Annotated in this window: 17 protein-coding genes; 9 read left to right on the forward strand and 8 right to left on the reverse strand. The window is 69.5% G+C overall.

The window, feature by feature from the left end; translation table 11 throughout:
- Positions 1-12 precede the first annotated feature (12 nt).
- Positions 13-2,865 carry a hypothetical protein gene (locus ABZS69_RS57000; RefSeq protein ID WP_355390044.1) on the forward strand — a complete coding sequence of 951 codons (2,853 nt, stop codon included), beginning with the start codon at positions 13-15 and terminating at the stop codon, positions 2,863-2,865.
- Positions 2,866-2,876: 11 nt separating this feature from the next.
- Here the strand turns inward: ABZS69_RS57000 and ABZS69_RS57005 are convergent, their stop codons facing one another.
- Genes ABZS69_RS57005 through ABZS69_RS57025 form a run of 5 tightly spaced genes read right to left on the reverse strand, consistent with a single transcriptional unit; the run spans position 2,877 to position 10,064 of the window.
- Positions 2,877-5,198 (reverse strand): glycoside hydrolase family 95 protein, encoded by a 2,322-nt coding sequence (locus tag ABZS69_RS57005; RefSeq protein WP_355390046.1) that lies wholly within the window; start codon positions 5,196-5,198, stop codon positions 2,877-2,879.
- 16 nt (positions 5,199-5,214) lie between these two features.
- Positions 5,215-6,861 (reverse strand): hypothetical protein, encoded by a 1,647-nt coding sequence (locus tag ABZS69_RS57010; RefSeq protein ID WP_355390048.1) that lies wholly within the window; start codon positions 6,859-6,861, stop codon positions 5,215-5,217.
- A gap of 32 nt (positions 6,862-6,893) precedes the next feature.
- Positions 6,894-7,832, reverse strand: coding sequence for a carbohydrate ABC transporter permease (locus ABZS69_RS57015; RefSeq protein WP_355390050.1), 939 nt, complete (start codon positions 7,830-7,832; stop codon positions 6,894-6,896).
- 25 nt (positions 7,833-7,857) lie between these two features.
- The gene (locus ABZS69_RS57020; protein ID WP_355390052.1) at positions 7,858-8,775 is read right to left on the reverse strand and encodes an ABC transporter permease subunit; all 918 of its coding nucleotides are present in this window, start codon (positions 8,773-8,775) and stop codon (positions 7,858-7,860) included.
- Positions 8,772-10,064 carry an enolase C-terminal domain-like protein gene (locus ABZS69_RS57025; RefSeq protein WP_355390054.1) on the reverse strand — a complete coding sequence of 431 codons (1,293 nt, stop codon included), beginning with the start codon at positions 10,062-10,064 and terminating at the stop codon, positions 8,772-8,774. Before ABZS69_RS57025 ends, ABZS69_RS57020 begins: the two co-directional genes overlap by 4 nt.
- Positions 10,065-10,234: 170 nt before the next feature.
- On the opposite strand from ABZS69_RS57025, the gene ABZS69_RS57030 reads away from it, so the two are divergent.
- Positions 10,235-10,942 (forward strand): FadR/GntR family transcriptional regulator, encoded by a 708-nt coding sequence (locus ABZS69_RS57030; RefSeq protein WP_355390056.1) that lies wholly within the window; start codon positions 10,235-10,237, stop codon positions 10,940-10,942.
- Between the two features lie 210 nt (positions 10,943-11,152).
- Here the strand turns inward: ABZS69_RS57030 and ABZS69_RS57035 are convergent, their stop codons facing one another.
- Positions 11,153-11,989, reverse strand: coding sequence for a helix-turn-helix transcriptional regulator (locus tag ABZS69_RS57035; RefSeq protein ID WP_355390058.1), 837 nt, complete (start codon positions 11,987-11,989; stop codon positions 11,153-11,155).
- 128 nt (positions 11,990-12,117) lie between these two features.
- Between ABZS69_RS57035 and ABZS69_RS57040 the strand changes: the two genes are divergently transcribed.
- On the forward strand, positions 12,118-13,332 hold the full coding sequence (locus tag ABZS69_RS57040) for an MFS transporter (RefSeq protein WP_355390060.1): 1,215 nt from the start codon (positions 12,118-12,120) through the stop codon (positions 13,330-13,332).
- Between the two features lie 53 nt (positions 13,333-13,385).
- On the opposite strand, the gene ABZS69_RS57045 is transcribed toward ABZS69_RS57040, so the two are convergent.
- Positions 13,386-13,811, reverse strand: a complete 426-nt coding sequence (locus tag ABZS69_RS57045; RefSeq protein WP_355390062.1) for a hypothetical protein — start codon at positions 13,809-13,811, stop codon at positions 13,386-13,388.
- A gap of 259 nt (positions 13,812-14,070) precedes the next feature.
- On the opposite strand from ABZS69_RS57045, the gene ABZS69_RS57050 reads away from it, so the two are divergent.
- The 5 genes from ABZS69_RS57050 (at position 14,071) to ABZS69_RS57070 (ending at position 20,382) form a co-directional block, all read left to right on the forward strand.
- Positions 14,071-15,453, forward strand: a complete 1,383-nt coding sequence (locus tag ABZS69_RS57050; protein WP_355390064.1) for a PLP-dependent aminotransferase family protein — start codon at positions 14,071-14,073, stop codon at positions 15,451-15,453.
- A gap of 220 nt (positions 15,454-15,673) precedes the next feature.
- Entirely contained in the window at positions 15,674-17,002 is a 1,329-nt protein-coding gene (locus ABZS69_RS57055; RefSeq protein WP_355390066.1) for a class II 3-deoxy-7-phosphoheptulonate synthase, read from the forward strand.
- 38 nt (positions 17,003-17,040) lie between these two features.
- Entirely contained in the window at positions 17,041-18,186 is a 1,146-nt protein-coding gene (locus ABZS69_RS57060) for an FAD-binding oxidoreductase (protein WP_355390068.1), read from the forward strand.
- Between the two features lie 52 nt (positions 18,187-18,238).
- Positions 18,239-19,171 carry a hypothetical protein gene (locus ABZS69_RS57065; protein WP_355390070.1) on the forward strand — a complete coding sequence of 311 codons (933 nt, stop codon included), beginning with the start codon at positions 18,239-18,241 and terminating at the stop codon, positions 19,169-19,171.
- Positions 19,172-19,203: 32 nt separating this feature from the next.
- Positions 19,204-20,382, forward strand: a complete 1,179-nt coding sequence (locus ABZS69_RS57070) for a cytochrome P450 (protein ID WP_355390072.1) — start codon at positions 19,204-19,206, stop codon at positions 20,380-20,382.
- Positions 20,383-20,469: 87 nt separating this feature from the next.
- Here the strand turns inward: ABZS69_RS57070 and ABZS69_RS57075 are convergent, their stop codons facing one another.
- The gene (locus tag ABZS69_RS57075) at positions 20,470-20,937 is read right to left on the reverse strand and encodes an aldehyde dehydrogenase family protein (protein ID WP_355390074.1); all 468 of its coding nucleotides are present in this window, start codon (positions 20,935-20,937) and stop codon (positions 20,470-20,472) included.
- A gap of 31 nt (positions 20,938-20,968) precedes the next feature.
- Here ABZS69_RS57075 and ABZS69_RS57080 point away from each other — a divergent pair, with 31 nt between their 5' ends.
- Positions 20,969-21,514: a hypothetical protein gene (locus tag ABZS69_RS57080; RefSeq protein ID WP_355390076.1), complete on the forward strand. Its 546-nt coding sequence runs from the start codon at positions 20,969-20,971 to the stop codon at positions 21,512-21,514.
- Positions 21,515-21,568: the final 54 nt, after the last annotated feature.

A 21,568-nucleotide genomic window follows, 5' to 3' on the forward strand; every position in this document is an offset into this window, starting at 1 on the left:
AGGAGCATCGCCATGTCCCAACCCTTGGACCGCAGGTCCGTCCTCAAGCTCGCCGGCGGCGCGGCCGCCGCCACCGCGGGCGGCCGGCTGTGGCAGGCCGGGCCCGCCGGCGCGGCCACGGCCCCGCTCGCGGACGACGCGGGCGCGCTGGACACGGTCGTCTTCGGCGATCAGAGCTCCGAGACCGCTCATCGGCTGGTCGCGAACGCCTCGGACACGCTGACGGGAGGTCTCGGCCAGCCGGCCCGCGTGCTGAAGCCGTTGGACGCGGCCGGATTCTTCGGCGGCACGGTGACCGTCACCATGGCCTGCCGCCCCACCGGGCCCACGTACGTGACGATCAAGCTTTGGGGCGGGGACGCCGGCGAGGAGATGGGCCGCCTGCAGCTGTTCGCCGAGGGCAAGCAGGTCGGCCATTACCACCTGGGCGCGGTGGACCCGCTGGACATCGCCGGATGGGAGCCGCGTACGCCGGGCCGCTTCTACTTCCACACGCTCCCGCTGCCGCCCGAGCTCACCGCGGGCAAGACCAGCCTCACCTTGGAGATCCGCTCGATGGGACGGATCCCGGTCTACGCCAACACCCCGGAGACCTACTTCCGGGGTCTGACCCGCCCGTCCCGGGGCATCTACCGCCTTTACACTCATCAGCAGCCGTACTTCGACCTCGGCTCCGGCGACCTGCCCGGCTCGATCGCCGACGCGCCGGTGCGCACCACGCCCGGCCGGGAAGTGCTGGACACGATCGACGCCCGCGTGGCCGCCCGGGTGCGCACCGAGCTCAACCGCACCTCGGTCCAGGGCAACATGGACTACCTCGACGTCCTGGCCCGCGCCTACGACCTGCCGTACACCGAGGCCCACCAGAACCCGGCCGTGGCCGCCCAGATCGTCCAGAGCGTGGACGACTACTACCGCCGCTACCTCGCCGACCCGGCGGTGGTCGAGGGCAACTGGATGGGCGCCGGCATCGTCGCACAGTTCCTCCTCCAGCTCGGGAACACCCTGATCGCGCGACTCGACGCCCCGCTCACCGGGGAGCCCGCGGTGATCAACAACCCGGGCTTCGACGACGGCCACGGCTATCCCACCGGCTGGCGTGGCAACACCTGGACCGGCTCGGGCACGGCCACCCGCGACGCCACCGTGACCCGGAACGGCGCGGCCTCGGCGAAGATCACCGTCCCTTCCGCCGGCGTCGTCGGCCTGGTCCCGCACAGCAGGATCCCGATCGGTCCCGGCGCCCACACCTACTCCGCCTGGATCAGGACAGAGAACGCAAGCGCCGACGGCGCCTACCTGGACGTGCTCTTCTTCGACGCCGCCGGGAAGGTCGTCGGGGCGGAGAAGAAGGTCTTCGCCGTCGCCGGCACGCACGACTGGGAACGGGTCAGCGCCGCTCTGGACACCCCGGCCGGCGCCGTCGCCGTGGAGCTCCAGGTCCGGCTCAAAGGTCCGGGCACCGCCTGGTTCGACGACCTGGCGCTCACGCCGCCCGCCGGCTCGGCCTACAAGCCGGTCGTCCGCCGCGACGCCTGGCGCAAGCTGCTGCTCGACAGCCGCGAGTACTGGCGGAAGAACCGCCGCTCGTACACCAACCAGGCGATGATCGTCGACCTCGGCATCTACCTCGCCGACCGCGGCCTGGAGCTCCTCGGCGCCGCCGAAGCCTGGGGCGAGAAGCGGGCGCGCCGCTACCTGTACGAGGCCGTCGGCCTGGCCCCCTGGCTGGGCGCCGAGGACGAGCAGGGCACCCCCAGCCGGCCCCTCGGCGGCTCCTACTACCAGGTGACCAAGAAGGGCCTGTCCAAGGAGCTCGGGTACGTCGGCAGCTACGGAGAGCTCCAGGGCTGGCTCAGACTCATCTACGAGGTGGTCACCGTCTTCGGCGGCGTCCGGGACGACCGGCTGCGCGATCACCTCGTCAAGATCGCCAAAACCCGCGGCTACTTCCACCACCCCGCCCTGGACGCGGACGGGTATCGCACGATGCGGCTGGAAGCGCTCACCGGCTGGCGTGACCCGCTGTACCCGGGAAAGCGCGTCTACGACCAGGCCCAGAGCTGGGAAGGGCAGCCGATGCAGCTCGCCGCCCTGCTCAAGGACCCCGACCTGATCGCTTACACCCGCCAGGCGATCGCCGACAACCAGCTGTTCAGCATCCTGCTCGACGCCCACAACGCGGCCAACAGCGCAGTCGTCGACCGCAACCTGCTGTCGGTCAGGCGCGACTACGAGGTCATCACCACCGCCTCCGCCGGCAGGCGCCCGCTGCCCATGACCCCCGGGCAGCCCGGCCTCGTCTTCGCCGACGAGGAGAACGGCGTGGTCGCCGTCAAGCACGGGGACGAGATCCTCTACGTCTCCCTCTACTGGCGGGCTCGCTGGGGCGTCAACCGCCTGGCCCGTGTCCACCACATCACCCCCGACGGCATCGAACGTTCCGGAACCGTCTGGCAGGAGGTGGAGGTCATCGGCGACGGCCGCGTCCACACCGAACCCGACTGGGCCAACTGGGAGTTCTCCGTCGGTGCCGACGCGCCCGTCCCTCCCGGCGGGTTCCCGCCGCCCGGCGAGCCCGTCCATCAGGCGTTCGCCGGGCAGAAGCTGCCCCTCGCGGCCGCGCCACCGGACGTGCCCGCCTCCCCTCTCGGGCAGGAGACACCGTTCGTCGGGCGGGCCGCCTTCTACCGGTGCCGGTACGGGCCGTACCTCATCGCCATGAACACCACCGGCAACCGCAGGTACACCTTCACCACCAAGGACTTCGGCCCTTCGGTGAACCTCGTCACCGGCGCCAAGGTCCGTGACAACGCCGCACTGACGGTGCCGCCTGGCGGCACCGTCGTGCTGCGTCGCCGCTGACCGGCTCCGCGTCAGCGTTCACTTGTCGTCGTACGGGCCGTGTAGCGACGGGCGGACAGGCCGTCCCAGGTCAGGCGGCGCCGTCCGGGGATCGCGCCCTCGGCCTCGGTATGAGGCACGAGGGTGCCGTCCTCGTCGACGATGGTCAGGGGCGGAGTGTCGCAGGGGACGTCGAGGATCGCCGGTCCGGGGCGGCCGATCGTGATGTCCGCGCTCACCAGCGTCCCCACTCGCCAGGTGAGGTCGACACGGTGTCCGCCGCGGCACCGGATGCCGCGGACGGATCCGCTGTGCCAGCTGGGCGGCAGCGTCTTGAGCAGGCTGACCAACTGCTCGTGGCTCTGGACGAGCAGCTCGGTCATGCCGGCGACGGCGCCGAAGTTGCCGTCGATCTGGAAGATGTGGCCGCCCGGCCAGCTGCCGTGGGGATGCAGGTCGAGAAGGGACTCGGAGCTGAGCTCGTCGAGGAGGATCGCGATCGACCGCTCGGCGAGCTCGGCGTCGCGCAGCCGGGCGGCCAGGCACAGGATCCACGCCTGACTCCAGCCGGTGTGGCCGCTGCCGTTCTCCAGCCGCGTGCGCAGCGCGCGTCGGGCCGCGTCGAAGTCGCGCGGAGTTCCGGATTCGGTGATGCGGGTGCCCGGATACAGGCCGTAGAGGTGGGAGACGTGGCGGTGCCCGGGTTCGTGTGAGGGGCGCTCGCCGTACCACTCCAGCAGCGCGCCGTCGTCGCCGACGGCGACCGGACGCAGGAGGGCCAGCGCCGAGCGGGCGCGCTCGGCGAGGTCGTCGGAGGCCAGCCGCGTGTAGCGGGTGAGCACCTCGTGGATGAGTTCCTGGTCCATCGCCGCGCCCTCGGAGGTGGCGGCGTGGGAGTCCGCGACGAGGAAGCGATGCTCCGGCGAGGTCGACGGGCTCATCACGAGCCGGCCGTCCTCGTCGGGGACCAGCAGGTCGAGGGCGAACTCCGTCCCGGCGCGCAGCACGGGGAGCGCGAGGTCGCCGGCGCCGCCGTACTCCGCGTGGTCCCACGCGTGGGCGGCCAGCCACAACAGCGCGGAAGGCCAGGTGGTGAACCAGGGCTCGCCGATCACGGGCGTGGTGAAGCGCCAGATGTCGGTGTTGTGGTGCGCGGCCGATCCTGCGGCCCCGTAGTAGCGTCGCGCCGTGGTCGCGCCGGTGGCGACCAGGTCGCGGATCAGGTCCAGCAGCGGCCCGTGCAGGTCCTGCAGGCCAGTGGGTTCGGCGGGCCAGTAGTTCATCTGGACGTTGATGTTGGTGGTGTAGTTGCAGCTCCAGCCGGGGCGGACGTCGGCGTTCCAGATGCCCTGGAGGTTGGCGGCCTGGGTGCCCGGACGCGAGCTGGAGATCAGCAGATAGCGGCCGTAGTGGTAGAAGAGCTCGGCGCGGGCGGCGTCCGGTGAGGCGGACAGGTCCAGGTCCACCCGGTAGAAGTAGCCTCGGTAGTCCTCGATGTGCCCGGCCCGCAGCTCGGCCGTGCTGCGGGCGAGCGTGGAGGCGACGGGCCCGCGCGCCTGCTCGGCGAGCGCCGCGAGGTCGGCGCTGGGGCGCCGGTCGAAGCCGCGGAAGCCACTGGCCGCCGAGGCGATGAGGCGGACCTCCCCTGAGCTGGTCCGCTGCAGTGCCACCGCGACGGCGAAGCCCATGCCGGCGGCGACCGTCCCGTCCTGGTCGGGCTCGTCGTCGGCGTAGACGATCGCGGGCTGCTGGTCGACGTAGTTGGGCAGGACGTGGGCCGGCACCCTTCCCGTGGCCACCAGCCAGCGCGTGCCGCCCTCGTCGAATTCGGACACCTGGACGCCGGGGTGCGGGGAGGTGAACGAGGGCGGCGCGAGCGGCTCGGCGCCGGTCACCGAGGCGACGAGCACGCCGGCGGGTGCCGAGACGAAGGCGGAGAGCTCGACCGGGCCGCCGTCGCCGCGGTGGCGCGTGGTGGCGATCGCCTGGGCGAGATCGAGCTCCCGGCCGTAGTCGTCGGCCTGGCCGGTGGTGGCGTAGTGCCAGTCCAGCCGGCCGAGCGGCTGGTAGGACTCGGTCCAGCCGGGCCCCTGCATCCGTCTGGCCAGGCCGTCGGCCTGGACGAAGTCGCCCTTGCGGATGACTTCGCGCAGCTCCGGCAGGAGCAGGCCGGGCGCGGGCCCTTCTTCGGCCGGCAACGGGCCACCTGACCACAGCGTGTCGAGGTTGAGGTCGAAACGCTCGGCGCCGGCTCCGCCGTGGAGCATCGCGCCCAGAGCGCCGTTGCCCAGGGGGAAGCCGTCGTGGAAGTGGGCGGCGGGAGTGGACAGGCGGATGCGGTGGCGTGCGGACATGGGCTTCTCTCCGTGCTTATCGGCCCTGGTAGGCCTGCTGCTGAAGTTCGAGGTAGCGGGGAAGGCCCAGATCGTTCAGGCCCTTCAGGTAGGCGTTCCAGGCGGCGTCGTCGTCGATGTTCTTCTGCCCGGTGACGAACTGCAGGCTGGACTGGGTGGCGAAGTTCTCGATGTTGGTCTGCAGGGTCGCCACCTCGTTGGCGACGTCCGGCGAGATCCAGACGTTCCAGTACGGGTAGATCTGGTCCTTCGGCTCCTTGCCCTCATACAGCTTGGTGGCGTCGAACAGCCTGCGCTCGTACCCGTCGGGGACGTAGACGTCGGTCGCCTGCACCTGCGCGTTGCGGAACTCCTTGGGGGCGTAGTACTGCGCCATGGCACCCCACGGTCTGGCCGCCTTGTCGACCGGGGCATCGGGCTTGGCGGGAATCGTCTTGAACAGCGGTGTCAGCTTCTCGTCCAGCGCGACGTCGCCGGGGCCGGGCTTGGTCCACCAGACGCCTTCGTCGCCGAACTCCCCGAGCAGGTGGCCCTCGGTGGTGAAGACGTAGTCCAGCATCTTGATGGCGGCGATCCGGGTCTGCTCACTGGCCTTGCTCGTGATGACGAACGCGGCCCCGGGGACACTCGGCAGGTTGTAGGCGGTGTACCGGACTCCCGCCGGGCCGGTCAGCGGTGGCACGGCGTCGTAGTGCTTGCGGCGCTCGTCCTTCAGCCCGTCCGACACGAGAATGCCCGGATGCTGCACGGTCGCGGCGCCCACGGTCGTCGCCTCGGCCTGGTTGCCCTTGGCCTTCAGGGCGTCCCGGTTCTGGGTGAAGGCGCCCTTGTCGATGAGCCCGTCCCTGTACAGCGAGGCGAGGTAGCGCAGACCCTCGCGCCAGGCCGGCTGCGCGGGCTGGAGCTGCACCTTGCCGTTGCCGAGGGCCAGGGTCGAGGGGTAGGTGCCGCCGGCCTGCGGGTCGTACAGGAAGGCGTTCATGAAGTACGACAGCAGCGTGTCGGTGGTGCTGCCGCTGAGCGGGATCTCGTCGGCCTTGCCGTTGCCGTTGGGGTCCTTGGTCTTGAACGCCTTGAGGACCTCCCGCATCTCCTCCGTGGTGGTCGGCTGCTTGAGGCCCAGCTTCTTGAGCCAGGCGGAGTTCATCCACAGCTTGGCCGAGTAGGAGCAGTGGAAGCAGTCGTTCCACTGCGGCAGGCCGTAGATCTTGCCGTCCGGCGCGGTCGCCATCTTCTTGTATTCGGGCGACTGCTCGAAGGCCTTCTTGATGTTCGGCGCGTACTTGTCGATCAGCTCGTTGAGCGGCACCGGGACACCCTGCTTGGCCAGGCGCAACAGCTCCGACTGGCTGAACACGTCGACCCACGCGATCAGCATGTAGACGTCGGGGAAGTCGCCGCCGGCCAGGGAGATCTGCCGCTTCTCCTTGGCCGCGGCGGCGTCGTACGTGGTGGTCTCGAACTGGAGCTTGATGCCGAGCTTCTGCTGGAGATGTCTGGTGAACGTGCTGTTGGCGAGGTCGTACTCGGGTCCCTGGGGCGCGAAGACGGTGATCGCGTTCGACGCCTGCCGGTTGTCCTCCTGGGCGCCCGAGCAGGCGGCCAGTGACAGCAGGCCCGTGGCGGTGAGGACGGCGAGCGGCTTTCTGATTGTGGACAGCATGTCAGCACCTCGTGTGGCAGTTGGGGGGTGGATCAGCCCTTGAGCGCCCCGAGCATGACGCCCTTGGTGAAGTGGCGGGCGACGAAGGGATAGATGAGCAGGACGGGCACCGTCGAGATGACGATGAGGGAGTATTTGAGCAGGTCGGCCATCTGCTGGCGTTCGAGCATGGTCGCGGCGTCCATGCTGCTGTCGCCCTGGGTGTTGAGGATGAGGATGTTCCGCAGGACGAGCTGGAGCGGGTAGAGGTCGTCGTTCTTGAGGTAGATCAGGGCGTCGAAATAGGAGTTCCACTGCGCGATCGCGTACACCAGCGAGATGACCGCGATCATCGGTTTGGCCAGCGGCAGGACCACCGACCACAGGACACGCAGATCACTGGCGCCGTCGAGCTCGGCGGCCTCGTAGAGCTCCTCCGGGATCGCGTGGCGCAGATAGGTGCGCGCGATGATCACCTGCCAGACGCCGATCGCGTTCGGGACGATCAGCGCCCACCTGGTGTCGATCATCCCGAGGGACTTGACCACCAGGTAGGTCGGGATGACGCCGCCCGCGAAGAGCATCGTGAAGACGATGAGGCGGGTGATGAGGTTGCGGCCGAAGAAGTCCTTCCTGGACAGCGGATAGGCGATGGCGATGGTGAGGGTGACGCTGATCAGCGTGCCCACGACCGTGTAGAACAGCGAGTTGGCGAATCCGGTGACGATCTGCGGGTCGGACAGCGCCACCTCGTAACCGCGCAGGCTGAAGTCCACCGGCCAGAGGGTGACCCGCCCGGAGGAGACCGCGTCGGCGCTGCTCAGCGAGCTGGCGACGATGTAGACCAGCGGGACCAGGACCACCGCGAGGAACGTCACGAGGAGCACGTGGACGGCCGCCATGAAGAGGCGGTCGACGCGCGAGTCCCGCACCCGGCCCGGCCGCGCCGGCACGGCCGCTCGCGGCTTGCGGGCCGCGGTTGTCACGGTCATTGCCGGCTCCCTTCCACGGCGCCGGTCACCACAGACCGGACCCGGACACACGCTTGGCGACGAAGTTGACGGCGACGAGCAGGCCGAGATTGACGACCGAGTTGAACAGGCCGACGGCCGTGGCCAGGCTGAAGTCGGCGTTCAGCAGCCCGGTCTTGTAGACGTAGGTCGCGATGATCTCGGACTGGCTGAGGTTCAGCGGGTTCTGCAGGAGGAACGCCTTCTCGAATCCGATCGCCATGATGTTCCCCACGCCGAGGATCAGCACGATCGCCGCCGTGGGCATGATGCCCGGCAGGTCGACGTGGATGATCTTCTGCAGGCGGTTGGCGCCGTCGACCCTGGCGGCCTCGTACAGGCCGGGGTCGATCCCCGACAGGGCCGCCATGTAGACGACGGCGGAGTATCCGGCGGTCTGCCAGACGTCACTCCAGACATAGATGTGCCGGAAATAGTCGGGATCGCCGAGGAAGTCGACGGAGCTGATCCCGAACAGGCCGATCGCGTCGTTCACCAGGCCGATGCTCGGCGACAGGATCAGGATGGTCATCGAGACGACCACGACCGTCGAGATGAAGTAGGGCGCGTAGGTGACCAGCTGGACGGTGCGCTGGAAGAGCCCCCGCCGGACCTCGTTGAGCGCGAGCGCCAGGATGATCGGGATGGGGAAGCTCGCGATGAGGAAGTACGCCGACAGCAGGAAGGTGTTGCGCACCAGGGTCCAGAAGACCGGATTGTCGAAGAAGGCCAGAAAGTGCTTCGGGCCTGCCCACGGGCTGCCCCAGATCCCGTCGATGACGCTGTAGTCCTTGAACGCGATGACCGCGTTGACCATCGGGACGTACTTGAAGACGACGAAGTAGCCGAGCGGGATCAGGAGGAGCAGGTAGAGCTGCCAGTGGCGGCGGAAGCTGCGGGCCGCGTCCGTCCTCAGCGAGCTCACGGCGCTTCCACGTGGCGATAGGTCTCCACCGATCCGGGGTGCAGCCGGGCGCCGAGGCCGGGAGACGCCGGCGCGAGGTAGCGGCCGGAGCGGATCGACACCGGGTCGACGAAATGCTCGTGCAGGTGGTCCACGTACTCGATGGCCCGGTCCTCGGTGCTGCCGCTGACCGCGACGTAGTCGAACATCGCCAGGTGCTGCACCATCTCGCACAGACCCACACCGCCCGCGTGGGGGCACACCGGCACGCCGTACTTGGCGGCCAGCAGCAGGATCGCCACGTTCTCGCTGACCCCGGCCACCCGGCTGGCGTCGATCTGCACCACGTCGACGGCGTCCGCCTGCAGCAGTTGCTTGAACATGACCTGGTTGGCGACGTGCTCGCCGGTGGCGACCTTGATGGGCGAGACCGCCTTGCGGATCGCGGCGTGCCCCAGCACGTCGTCCGGGGAGGTCGGCTCCTCGATCCAGTACGGGTCGAACTCCGCCAGAGGTCTCAGCCATTCGACCGCCTCGCCCACGCCCCATGCCTGGTTGGCGTCGACGGCGATGCGGATCCCGGGCCCCACCGCCTGCCTGGCCAGCCGCAGCCGCCGTACGTCGTCGTCGAGGTCGGCGCCGACCTTCAGCTTGATCAGGGTGAACCCGTCGGCCACGGCCTGCTTCGACAGCCGGACCAGCTTCTCGTCGGAATAGCCCAGCCAGCCCGGCGTCGTGGTGTAGGCCGGATAGCCGCGGGCCAGGAGATCGTCCATCCGCTCGGCGCGGCCCGGCTCCGCCCGTTCGAGGATCTCCAGCGCCTCCTCTGGCGTGAGCGCGTCGCGCAGATACCGGAAGTCGACGAGATCGACGAGTTGGCGCGGCGTCATCTCCGCCAGCAGGCGCCAGACCGGTTTGCCCTCGATGCGCGCGTGGAGGTCCCAGGCGGCGTTGATGATCGCGGCGGCGGCCATGTGGATCGCCCCCTTGTGCGGGCCGAGCCACCGCAACTGGCTGTCGCCGGTCAGCAGCCGGGAGAACCCGCCCGGATCGGCGAGAATCTCCGCCAGCGGCAGGCCGGTCACCAGGGGTGCCAGCGCTCTCACCGCGGCGACCTGCACGTCGTTGCCGCGCCCGACCGTGAACGCCAGGCCGTACCCTTCCCGGCCCGCGCTGGTCCGGATGGTGACGTAGGCGGCTGAATAGTCCGGCTCCGGGTTCATCGCGTCCGAACCGTCGAGCTCCTGCGAGGTGGGGAAGCGGACGTCGACCGCCTCGATTGCTGTGACGACCTCTCGCGTATGGGTCATGCGGGCCCTCTTCCGCGTCAGACATCCCAATGACATCCCGTAGATATGGGATGTCTTTATAACTCACCTCTCCTCTATCGTCCAGATATAAGGACGAAACCCACCAGACTCACGGCAAGCCATGGGATGTCATCTACAGAGACATGGGATCGCCTGCTACGATTCCGGGCATGTCGCTGACCGACCAAGCCATCGCCCGGATCCGGGAGCTCATCCAGTCCGGCGAGCTGCCGCCCGGTTCGAAGCTGCCGCCGGAGCAGCAACTCGCGGCCGAGCTGGGCGTCGGGCGCAACCTGATGCGCGAGGCCGTTCAGGCGCTCGTGGCCACCCGCGTCCTCGAAGTACGGCGCGGCAGCGGCACCTACGTCACCAGCCTGGAGCCGCGCCTCCTCCTCCAGGAGGGCATCGCCGAGGCCGTCGAGCTGCTCCAGGGCGACACCATGCTGGAGCTCACCGAGGTACGCCGCCTCTTCGAACCCGCCGCCACCGGGCTGGCGGCCACTCGGATCAACCAGCAACAGCTGGCCCAGGTCAGGGCGCATCTCGACGCGATGCGCGAGGCGAAGGACGACGTCGAGCTGCTCAACCACCACGACGCCGAGTTCCATCGCGCGGTGGTGGCGGCGACGGGCAACGAGACGCTGTCGGCCGTGCTCGACGGCATCGCCGGCCGTACTCTGCGCGCCAGGGTGTGGCGCGGGCTCCTCGACGCCGACGCCGCCGGCCGTACGCTGATCGAACACCAGGCCATCTACGCCGCGCTGGTCGCCAACGACGCGATCCGAGCGCAGGCCGCTGCGTTGATGCACATCACCACGACCGAAACCTGGCTGAGGGCGCACCTCCAGGAGGGGGAGCCCGGATGGCGCCCCGCCTGACAACCGGCCAGGCGAGGCCACCCGGCGGCAGGGCCGGCTAGGTCGTCACCCTGGGCCGGCTGCGCGCCGACGTCCGGGACAACTGGGTGCGTCTGGGCACGTACCAGTTCGCGACCGACGGCTGCCGCCGCTACGGCCGCCCCTCACGGGTGGCGAGCGACCGCTGAGCCGTACGCCCGCTCCCCTGGTGTGCGGGAGGGTGTCAATGTGTCATGAGATGGACCGGAGGCGGCCGTGGGAGTGGCGCTGGAGTTGGTCGATGGCCTCGGCCGTCTGGTCGTCGGCCGGGAGGAAGACGACGAGTTGCTGGGCCTCCACGGGCAGTTCGAGCGTCTCACGAAGCAGCCGGAGCTGGTGCCCGGCCGGGTGGTTGAGCCGGAGAACGCCACGTCGCGGCACCACATGACGCTTCAGCCGGTGGGTGAAGTCGGGCCCGGCGATGGGGGTGAGCTCCGCGGTGAGCCACTCGAGGTTCTCGAGGGACGGCGCCTGCCACAGGTCGAACGCCTGCTCGTCCGCGATGTCGTCCCAGTCGACGAAGAACGTCCGGGCGCGGGGGTCGGTGAACAGGTAGCGGTTGAGGTTCGGACGGGCGGCGTCGAGCAGTCCGGTCCCGCTGGTGAGCAACTGGTAGCTGCTGGTGTGGGCGAGAACGTCGCCCAGCCGGTTGGTCACGATGGCGACGCCGGGTTCGAGGAGGCCGAGTGTCTGCAGGACGGACGGTCGCACGCGCCGGGACGGCGGCACGGGCCGGATGTGGACGGAGCATTCGTCGCCGGTGATCTTCACGAGGTAGCGCAGGTGGTTGCGCTCCGGAGTGTCGAGGCGGAGCGCGTCGGCGAGGGCGTTGATCACCGCCGGCGACGGATTGCGGTCGCGGCCCTGCTCGATGCGGGTCAGGTATTCGACGCTGATGCCGGCCCACGTGGCGAGGTCCTGCCGGCGCAGCCCCGGTGACCGGCGGCGGCCGCGGTCCGGAAGTCCGAGGGATTCCGGCTGGATGCTGTCGCGCTTGGCCCGGATGAAGTTCCCCAATGGCGTCCCCACGTCGACAGGGTACCGGGCCGCCCGTTGATCGCGCAGTTCCCCGTCGCGCGGCGCGGAGGGTGGCCTTTTGGGGGCTAGCCTGAGCACGGCCTGGCTGTCGGCCGCGGTGCGGCTTGATCGTGGTGTCCATGGATAACACGTTGACGCGGCGTTCGGGTCAGGCGTTGCTGGTGTGGGGGCTGCTTGTGGTGGCGGCGAACCTGCGGGCGAGCCTGACCGGCGTCGGGCCGTTGCTGGATCGCGTACAGGCTGATCTGGGTCTGGCCCCGGCCGTGGCGGGCCTGCTGAACACGCTGCCGTTGCTGGCCTTCGCGGCGGTGTCGCCGCTGGTGCCCCGGCTGGCCGCGCGGTGGGGAGCCGACCGGCTCCTCGGGTATGCACTCGTGGTGCTGACGCTGGGGATCGCGCTGCGGTGGGTGCCGACGGCAGTCGGGCTGTTCGCGGGAACGGTGCTGATCGGGACGGGCATCGCCGTGGGCAACGTGCTGCTGCCGAGCCTCATAAAGCGCGATTTCCCCACCAAGGTGGGACTGCTGACCAGCGCCTATGCCACCGTGATGGGCGGTGTCGCCGCGGTGGCGTCCGGGGTGGCGGTGCCGATCAGCGAGGTCGCCCCCGGCGGCTGGTATACCGCGTTGGGTTACTGGGGCCTGTTCTCGCTGGTGGCCGTGCTGCTGTGGCTTCCTCAGATGCGGGCTCCGCGGCGTGCCGCACAGGCGATGCGCGGACACCGGCTGCCGTGGGGTTCCGGGCTGGCGTGGGCGGTCACGGCGTTCATGGGGCTGCAGTCGCTGGGCTTCTACGTCGTCGTGACGTGGTTGCCTCAGGTCTTCCAGCACAACGGCATGAGCGCGGCCGGGGCGGGATGGCTGCTGTTCCTGTTCCAGGCGGTCGCGGTGCTGACCAGCCTGGCGGTGCCCGGCGCACTGCGGTGGGCGCGGGACCAGCGCGCGCTGGCGACGATCTGCTCGGCGGTCATGCTCGTCGGCTATCTGGGACTTCTCGTGGCGCCGGGGCTGGCATTGCTGTGGAGTGTCGTCCTCGGGCTGGGCGGCGGAGCCTGCCTCGTGCTCGCGCTGGCCTTCATCAGCCTGCGCGCCCAGGACGCGACCGGGGCGGGCGCGCTGTCGGCCATGGCGCAGTCGGTCGGTTACCTGCTGGCCGCCGTGGGGCCGGTGATCTTCGGGCTGCTGCACACGATGAGCTCGGGCTGGCAGGCACCGATCATGTTGATGTGCGTGGCCGCGGCCGGCCAGACGATCGTCGCGCTGGTGGCCGGCTGGGGCACGGTGCGCTCCGCCGACAGCCAGGTGCCCGATCGCGTCCCCTCCCCCGGGCGCTGACCGCCATCCGGGCAGCCGGCGACCGGCGCCGTGGCCGGGGTGGCGTTCGTGCGTCACCCGCTCGGCTCCACCGGCGAGTCCGTGGCCTGACCACGGTGGTCCGGCGTCCAGCCGGTCGGTGATGTCATGCTCTCGGCCAGTCCGGTGGTCACCATGACCCTCATCGCGTCGTCGACGACGCGAGCAAGTCGTACGACGCATGCGCCCAACCGTGTGGCGGCGGGCGGCAGGATGGCGTCACGCACCGGACCGGGTGTGCCCGCGAGCCCGTCATCTCCACCGGAGACGGGCGCGGAAGGGCCGGCTCCGGCGACGATCGGGATGGCCTCGTCTCCGCCGGTGCCGACGATGGCCGGCGGCGGTCGGCCGACAGCGGCCCTGACCGCGTCCATGGTGCGCGCCGGCCCGTCGGGCTCCGCGACGGTCTCTCCCGTGGACCGCGGACCGACCAGCGGGCCGCGCGGCACCACATCGCCCATGGACCACTCGTCCGGGACCGGCGAAAGAATCTCCGAGTGGTGTCGAGTGCGGTTTCCCGGCCGATCGTCGCTGCTCCTTCGCTGTTCTTTCTGGGTCAAGCCGTCCAGTCGGCAATGGCGCCGGCCAGGTCCATTTCACGCCCCCGTGGACGGGCCATTCCGTACTGAAAGGAAAGCCGGCCGGGGAGAGCCAACGCTCAAGGAGCCGGCACCGCGGGGAAATTCGCGCTGAACGGAAAGTCAGCGCCCGGGGGGAAGAATGTTGCCGATCGCCATCGAACGGAAGTCGCGGCTGCCCATGACCGCGCAGATCCAGTCAGCCATCCGCGGACGGATCCAGGACGGCACCCTGCATCCAGGTGTCCGGTTGCCGTCGAGCCGCGATCTCGCCCGAGACCTCGGGGTCTCCCGCAGCGTCGTGGTCGAGGCGTACGGACAGCTGATCGCCGAAGGCTACGTCCGGGCCACTCAGGGGTCGGGCACCAGGGTGGCAACACATCTGCCTCATCCCGGCCGAACCGCGGCCGAGCCGGCCAGAAGCGCGGAAGCCCGTTTCGACCTGCGGGTCGACGCGACCAGCACGGTGTTCTTCCCCTCGCGTGAATGGCTGCAGGCCTACGAGCACGTGGGGCGGTCGATCGGTGAGCCCGGTCCGCGGCGGCACCCCCTCGGTGTCCCAGAACTCCGAGCCGAACTCGCGGCATACCTCGGCCGTTCGCGGGGAGTCCTGGCGACCGCCGCGGAGGTCGCCGTCACCGCGGACTTCGACCACACCGTCGGCGTGGTCTGCCACGTCCTGCGCGAGCTCGGGGACGACCACCTCGCCGTGGAGAACCCCGGCCCGCCCTGGCAGGCCAGGCTCGCCGAGCATGCCGGCCTGGCGGTGACCGGGGTGCCCGTGGACGGCGAGGGCATCGACGTCGACGCGCTCGAGCGGTCCGGGGCGCGCGCCGTGCTGGTCACGCCGGTGTCGCAGGTGCCGACGGGGGTCGGGCTGTCACCGAGCCGGCGGGAGGCGCTGCTGCGCTGGGCCGCCGACGTGGACGGCTGGGTGATCGAATACGACCGGGACGGGCACCTGTGGTTCGGCGCCGGCAGCGGTCCGCTCGCCCTGCAACGGCACCGTCCGGAACGGATGATCTACATCGGGGCGACCGGGACCCTGCTCGGCCCGTGCATCCGGCTCGGCTGGGCGGTGGCGCCGGACTCGGTGACGGACCGGCTCGGCCGGATGCAGCTGGGCGCCCCGGACCCGCTCACCCAGCTGACATTCGCCCATTTCATCTCGTCAGGCGTGCTGGACCAGCACGTTCGACAGGTCCGGAGCGTCCTGCGGGCACGGCGCTCGGCGCTGCGGGACGCCGTCGAGCGACACCTGCCGGGTGCCAGGATGACCGGCGTGCCCGCCGGCACGCACGCGTACCTCCAGTGGCCCAACGGAGTCGACGACGTCCGGCTGGCCGCTGTCGCGCGGGCGAGGTCGGTTCTCGTACATCCCGGCAGGCATTTCCGGCTCGGCCGCCGGCCGTTCGCGCCCGGGGTGGCGGTCGGCTACGGCGCGGTGCGCAGCGGGCAGCTCCCGGAGGCCGTCGGTGTGCTCGCCGCCGCGATGCGCCAGGTCACCGGGCTGCTCGCGTCGTAACCCCGCCGCCGGCACAGCTCGTTTCGCATTGAACGGCGCGTTCGCCCGGAAATCGCGATCACGGTAACGTATAGCAATTCCGCCATTCCAGATAATACACATCCCTTCTTTGTCAAGCGCAAAGGGAATCAAATCCGGCCATACCATTCGATGGCGGCCTGACCGGACCACTCGGCACATTCATTGCGCACCGGCGAGAAATTGTGGTGATCTGCTCTGCGTGACGAATTCCGAGTTACTCGTCTCATGGCGTGACGCGCCCGCGACGCACCAACCGGAGTGGCCGGACCGCGCAGCCCTGGGGGACGTGCTGACCAGGCTGTCCACCGCGCCCGGTCTGGTCACGCCGAGCGCGTGCGACAGCCTGCGCTCCCGGCTGGCGGCGGTGGCCGACGGCGAGGCGTTCGCGTTGCAGGGCGGCGACTGCGCGGAGACGTTCGACGGAGTGACCCCGGACGCGATCCGCAACAAGACCAAGACCTTGCTGCAGATGGCCGTCGTCCTCACCTATGCGTCGGCAAGGCCGGTCGTGAAGATCGGCCGGATGGCGGGGCAGTACGCCAAACCGCGCTCCAGCCCCAGCGAGACCCGCGACGGCGTGACGCTCCCGGTCTATCTGGGCGACGCGGTGAACGGCTTCGACTTCGACCCGGCGGCCCGCGTGCCGGACCCGGCCCGGCTGTGGCGGATGTACGAGGCCTCGCGGTTCACCTTGGACATCGTGGCCGGCCACGCGCGCGACGGGTACGCGGGCCTGGACCAGCTGCACCGCTGGAACAGGGACTTCGTGGCGAGCTCGCCGGCAGGCGCCCGATACGAGGAGCTGGCCTACGAGATCGACCACGCGCTGCGGTTCATGGGCGCCTGCGGGGTCCAGCTCGACGAGCTGCGTTCGGTCGAGATCTTCGCCAGCCACGAGGGCCTGCTGCTGGACTACGAGGACGCGCTCACCCGCATCGACCCCGGCAGCGGGCTGAGGTATGCCACCAGCGGCCACATGCTCTGGATCGGCGAGCGCACGCGCGCGCTGGACGGCGCGCACGTCGCCTTCTGCCGGAGCGTCGCGAACCCCATCGGCGTCAAGCTCGGCCCGACGACGACGCCGGACGAGGTCCGTTCCTATGTGGAGATCCTCGATCCGGACCGGCGGCCGGGGCGGCTGACCTTCATCACCAGAATGGGCGCGCGGCAGATCCGCGACCGGCTGCCCGAGCTGATCCGGGCCGCCCAGGAGACCGGCGGGAAGCCGACCTGGATCAGCGATCCCATGCACGGCAACACCTTCCTCGCGCCGAGCGGCCACAAGACCCGGCGCCTCGCCGACATCCTCGACGAGGTACGCGGATTCTTCGACGTCCATCGCGCGCTCGGCACCCACCCCGGCGGCATCCACATCGAGTTCACCGGCGAGGACGTGACCGAGTGCGTCGGCGGCGGCGACGAGATCCTGGCCGACGACCTGCACCACCGCTACGAGTCCGCGTGCGACCCGAGGCTCAACCGCAGCCAGTCTCTCGACCTGGCCTTCGACCTCGCCGAACTCCTGTGACCGTGCGCCGGATTCGAGTTCATGCTCTGCCGCAAGACATGGAGGAGACAGTGAAAACCGTAGGGGTCGTGGGGACCGGTGTCATCGGAGCCTGCGTGGCGTTCTCACTCGCGCAACGCGGGGTGCGGGTTCATTGCGTGGAGCGTGGGCGACCTGGGGGGCTGACGACGGCGGTCAGCTTCGCGCGATTGAGCGCCTACCAGCAGCCGACCTACCCGCGATTCGAACTGAGTCACACCGGGATGATCGAACACGTACGTTTCGCCAGGCAGTTCGCTTCCGCGCCCTGGTGGCATCCCACCGGCAGTCTGGCGTGGAGCGACGCCGCCGGCGCGGGCGGCGCCCGCACCGGCGAGTCGTTCGTGGAGGTCGTCGATCGGCTCAGCGCCTGGGGTTATCGTGCGATCTGGTGTGACGCCGACCAGGTGAACCGGGAGTGGGAGCCGGGCATCGCGTTCTCCGACGCTCAAGCGCCGATTGTGCGGTTCCCCGACGAGGGCTGGATCGACGGGCCGCAACTGGTCTCCGCGTTGATCGAGGCCGCGAAACAGTCCGGCCGTCTGAGGTTGTGGAACAGCGCGGTCGAGGACATCGAGGTCCGCGGCGAGCGGGTCGTGGCGCTCCGGTTGGCGAACCAGGACCGCATCGAGGTCGACGCCGTCGTCAACGCCGCCGGCCCGGAGGCCGTCACGGTGGCCGCGGCGCTCGGAGCTCCCCTGCCCGGGGCGGTCGCGACGCGCAGCAGCCTCGTGATCGACCTCGCGACCGGCGGCTATCCGGTGGGGCATGTCCTGCGCGGAGCGGAGGCGCACATCAGGTCGGCGGGGCCGGGCCGCGTACGGGTGCGATCCGATCAGGTCGACGCCTGCCTTCCCGCCGGGCTCCGGTCCGAGCCCGGCGACGAGATCGTCAAGGACCTGCTGGAGCGCGTGTATCGCACGGTTCCGGCGCTGGCGTCGTCCGCCGTCGAGCGGATCCGCGTCGGCACCGCGGTGTTCCCGGCGGACGGCTTTCCGAGCGTCGGCGCCTTGTCCGGCGTCTGCGGCTACTACGAGGCGTTCGCCAACAGCGGCATCACTCTCGCCCCGTTCATCGGACGAACCCTGGCGACACAGATCGTCACCGGAGAGATCCACCCCCTGTGGGCTCGATGCTCACCCGACCGCCTGCGGGTGGCGTCGTAAGGACTCTCCAGAAAACCAGGCGCGGCAACGCGCACATCAATTGGGGGAATAGGTGTCTGTATACCCGGAGCTCAGGGAACTCATCACGACGTTCATCTCCGAGGAACCCTCGGAGATCCAGAAGATGCGCACGGGAACGCTCCCCGATCTGCCCGGCTCCTACGATCAGTATTTCACCGCGTGGGATTTCGCGAACAGCATCGTGCGCGACTATGCCATGAATCTCTACCAGCTGACGAAAATGGCGGCGGACGAGAGCCTGCCCGTCGAGAACGTGCTCACGGTCTTCCGCACGTTGGATCCCATCTACAGCACCTTTCTCGGCTACAACGGGTTCCCGACGCTGGCGGAGTACGCCGTCAAGGTCGGGCAGCCCGCCGAGGACCGCCGGGAGCTCGTGGACCGGCTGTCGACGTTCACCGAATACGCGAACCGGTTGACGGCCTGGTCGCATCACTACTTCCCGTGGCATGTCGGCGAGCATTACCGGTACGCCACGAGCGACGTCACGATGCGACCGGAGTACGCGCCCGCACCGGTCGACGCCGAGGACGATCCGCTCCGGCGCATTCCCATCAGGCTCACGTGGCAGCCCCTGGGAGTGGAGGTCACCGCCGAGCTCGCCTGCGATCTCAACGAGGAGCTCTGCGTGGACTTCGTCAAGTCGCTGCCGTTCACGGTGCTGCAGGACCACGCGGTCGTCAGCGGCGAGTCCATGTACGCCTGGGCGCCGCTGGTGAGCGTGGCGCCGACGCCGGTGCGGGAACGCATCTGCGACGCGCCGGTCGGCAGGCTCCGGTTCAGCCAGGCGACGGGCAACAAGCTCATCGTCCAGTACGGGCCGACCTCGGAGACGCTCAGCAGTCCCGTTCTGGGCAAGGTGGCCGACGAGCACACTGACAGGCTCCCCGAGGTCGGCAAGGCCGTGTGGGAGAGCACGTTCCGCACGAAGGAACACATCTGGCTCACGGTCGAGCGCCTGTAGTAGCCACCACCTGCCGGAGAAGAGGTGACGACATGACCAGCACATCAAGCAAGCCGACCAGGGACCTGCTTTTCCCCGAGCTGAGCGACTCGATCGAGAAGCGGATAGCCTGGTTTCAGCAGATGCAGAAAGACGAACCATTACGCTTCCGCCCGGAATACAACCTCTGGGAGGTGTTCCGGTACGAAGACGTCAGTCACGTGCTCAAGAATCCCGACACCTTCTCGGTGACCAACAAGACCCACATGGGCCTGCCGTTCTCCTTCGGCCGGGCGGACATCCCGGAGCATCGTTTCCTGCGCGGCTTCGTCGCGCGATCGTTCGTGCCGGGCAACATCGAGAGCCGGGCGCCGGAATTCACGTCGATGGTCGACTCGCTGCTGGCGCACGCCCTGACCTCCGGCCGGATGGAGATACTCGGGGAGCTGTGTTATCCGCTCATGGAACGCGTCGTCGCGGACATGTTCGGGCTGCGGATCACGGGCGCCGGCCGTTTTCGGGAATGGTCCGACCAGATGTTCGGCCAGCTGATCGGGGTTCGTTCTCCCGATCACGCCGACGTGGTCGCGCTGTTCACGGAGCAGCTCAGCGAGCGCAAGCGCAACCCGAGCGACGATCTGATGAGCGCCCTGCTCGCGGAGCGGAGCAAGGACGGACGATTGGCGGAAGAGAAAATCGTCCACATGTGCCTGGATCTGGCGACCGCAGGCAATGCCCCGATGTCCCTCATGCTGGCCTACGCCATCGCTCGTTTCTGCCTGGATCCGCAGCTCTACCTGACGCTGCGGCGCGACCCCTCGCTGATTCCGGGGGCCATCGAGGAGATCCTGCGCTTCGACTTCTCGTGGTTCAACCTCTGGCGCACGGCCCGGCACGACACCGTGCTGGGTGGGCGCGAGATCAGGGCAGGTCAGTACGTGGTCGTCTGGGACTCCTCGGCCAACTTCGACGAGGACTACTTCCCGAACGCGGAACGATTCGACATCAGGCGCTCACCGAATCCTCACCTGACCTTCGGCCACGGCATGTACATCTGTCTTGGCCTGCCGCTGGTGCGGGTGCTGGGGCGCATCGTGCTGGAACGGATGGTCGCGTCCTTCTCCGGCATCCGGTTTTCTTCGGACAGGCCCATGCGATCGCTGGATCAGATGAAGGACTACATCGTGTCACTTGACGTGGTCCTGACGCCGTCGAACGGCACCGTTTCCTGACCTTCTGCCAGCCGGCCACCTGCGACGAAGGCGACGCAGGCGGCACCGCCGAGGCGGCAGAGGAGGTGACCTCCTCTGCCGCCTCGATCAGGTTCCGCGGCGGATTCGCAGCGTCTGGAGGTTGGCCAGTTCGTACACGCCCCACCTGCCGAGCTCGCGCCCGTAGCCGCTGGCCTTGACGCCGCCGGTCGGAAGGCGCGGATCGGTCGTGGAGATCGTGTTGACGAAGACGGCTCCCGCGTGGATCCTGCCGCTCACGGATGCGGCGTGCTCGCTGTCGGTGCTCCACAGGCTGCTGCTCAGTCCGTAGCGCGAGGAGTTCGCGATGGCGACGAGCTCGTCGTCGTCCGCACCGGTCGTGAGGGCGCCGAGCGGGCCGAACGTCTCGTCGGAGAGGAGGACGGAGTCGTGCCCGTCCACTTCGACGATCGACGGCGAGAACCACGCCCCCGGGGCGAGTTCGGGCGCACCGGCCGAGTTCGGCGCGGCGCGCGGCGAGGAGCTGCGGCGCTGGATCAGGCGGCACGTCGCGAACTGGCCGGCACCGATCGCCATCGGATCCGAGCGGCCGGAGACGCACGCGGGCGTGCTGACCTTCGTGCCGCCGCGACGCCCGGGCCAACCGGCCGGCACGTATCACTGCGAGCTCCACGCGGACGGCGCCGCCCTCGGCGCGCTCCAGGTGGGAGCGCTTCGCGACAGCCCCACGGACGGCGGGAAGGTCTGGGCGCTCGGCGAAGGCGCCATCGCGTGGATCACGGTCGCGATGTTGCGCCTCACGGCGGCTTTCGCCGATCAGAGCGCGGTTCTGGGCGAGGCCGTCGTCGAGGCGACCATCACCTCCGCCGTCGGCGCCACCCGCCGCACCGTCGACCTGGCGACGTGCTTGACGCCCGGCCTCACGACGGCGGCGCGACCGCTCGTCATCGGCCTGCTGCGCCAGTTCGGGCTCACCGGGTCGCGCCACATCGACCCCGCCGGCGCGCCGCTTCCTGGGGCGCTCTATCGCTCCGCGGTCGGCTGCTTCGGCGAGTTCGGCACGGCCGAGCTCGTCTTCCTGATCGCTCAGTACGCCGCCGTCTCGATGGTGCTCAACGCCTACGACGTCCCGTTGCCGCCGGACGCGGAGTGACCTCCGGACGGGCACGCCGGACGCGGAGTGACCTCCGGACGGGCACGCGAGCAC

Source organism: Nonomuraea sp. NPDC005650 (genome assembly GCF_040605375.1).
GTDB lineage: Bacteria > Actinomycetota > Actinomycetes > Streptosporangiales > Streptosporangiaceae > Nonomuraea.

Bases quoted from the DNA above. Each gene is read 5' to 3' on its own strand.
- ABZS69_RS57050 (WP_355390064.1), top strand. From the start codon at position 14,071: ATGTTGCCGATCGCCATCGAACGGAAGTCGCGGCTGCCCATGACCGCG.
- ABZS69_RS57025 (WP_355390054.1), bottom strand. From the start codon at position 10,064: ATGACCCATACGCGAGAGGTCGTCACAGCAATCGAGGCGGTCGACGTC.
- ABZS69_RS57060 (WP_355390068.1), top strand. From the start codon at position 17,041: ATGGAGGAGACAGTGAAAACCGTAGGGGTCGTGGGGACCGGTGTCATC.
- ABZS69_RS57070 (WP_355390072.1), top strand. From the start codon at position 19,204: ATGACCAGCACATCAAGCAAGCCGACCAGGGACCTGCTTTTCCCCGAG.
- ABZS69_RS57040 (WP_355390060.1), top strand. From the start codon at position 12,118: ATGGATAACACGTTGACGCGGCGTTCGGGTCAGGCGTTGCTGGTGTGG.
- ABZS69_RS57030 (WP_355390056.1), top strand. From the start codon at position 10,235: ATGTCGCTGACCGACCAAGCCATCGCCCGGATCCGGGAGCTCATCCAG.
- ABZS69_RS57000 (WP_355390044.1), top strand. From the start codon at position 13: ATGTCCCAACCCTTGGACCGCAGGTCCGTCCTCAAGCTCGCCGGCGGC.
- ABZS69_RS57015 (WP_355390050.1), bottom strand. From the start codon at position 7,832: ATGACCGTGACAACCGCGGCCCGCAAGCCGCGAGCGGCCGTGCCGGCG.
- ABZS69_RS57045 (WP_355390062.1), bottom strand. From the start codon at position 13,811: ATGGGCGATGTGGTGCCGCGCGGCCCGCTGGTCGGTCCGCGGTCCACG.
- ABZS69_RS57010 (WP_355390048.1), bottom strand. From the start codon at position 6,861: ATGCTGTCCACAATCAGAAAGCCGCTCGCCGTCCTCACCGCCACGGGC.
- ABZS69_RS57005 (WP_355390046.1), bottom strand. From the start codon at position 5,198: ATGTCCGCACGCCACCGCATCCGCCTGTCCACTCCCGCCGCCCACTTC.
- ABZS69_RS57075 (WP_355390074.1), bottom strand. From the start codon at position 20,937: ATGGCGATCGGTGCCGGCCAGTTCGCGACGTGCCGCCTGATCCAGCGC.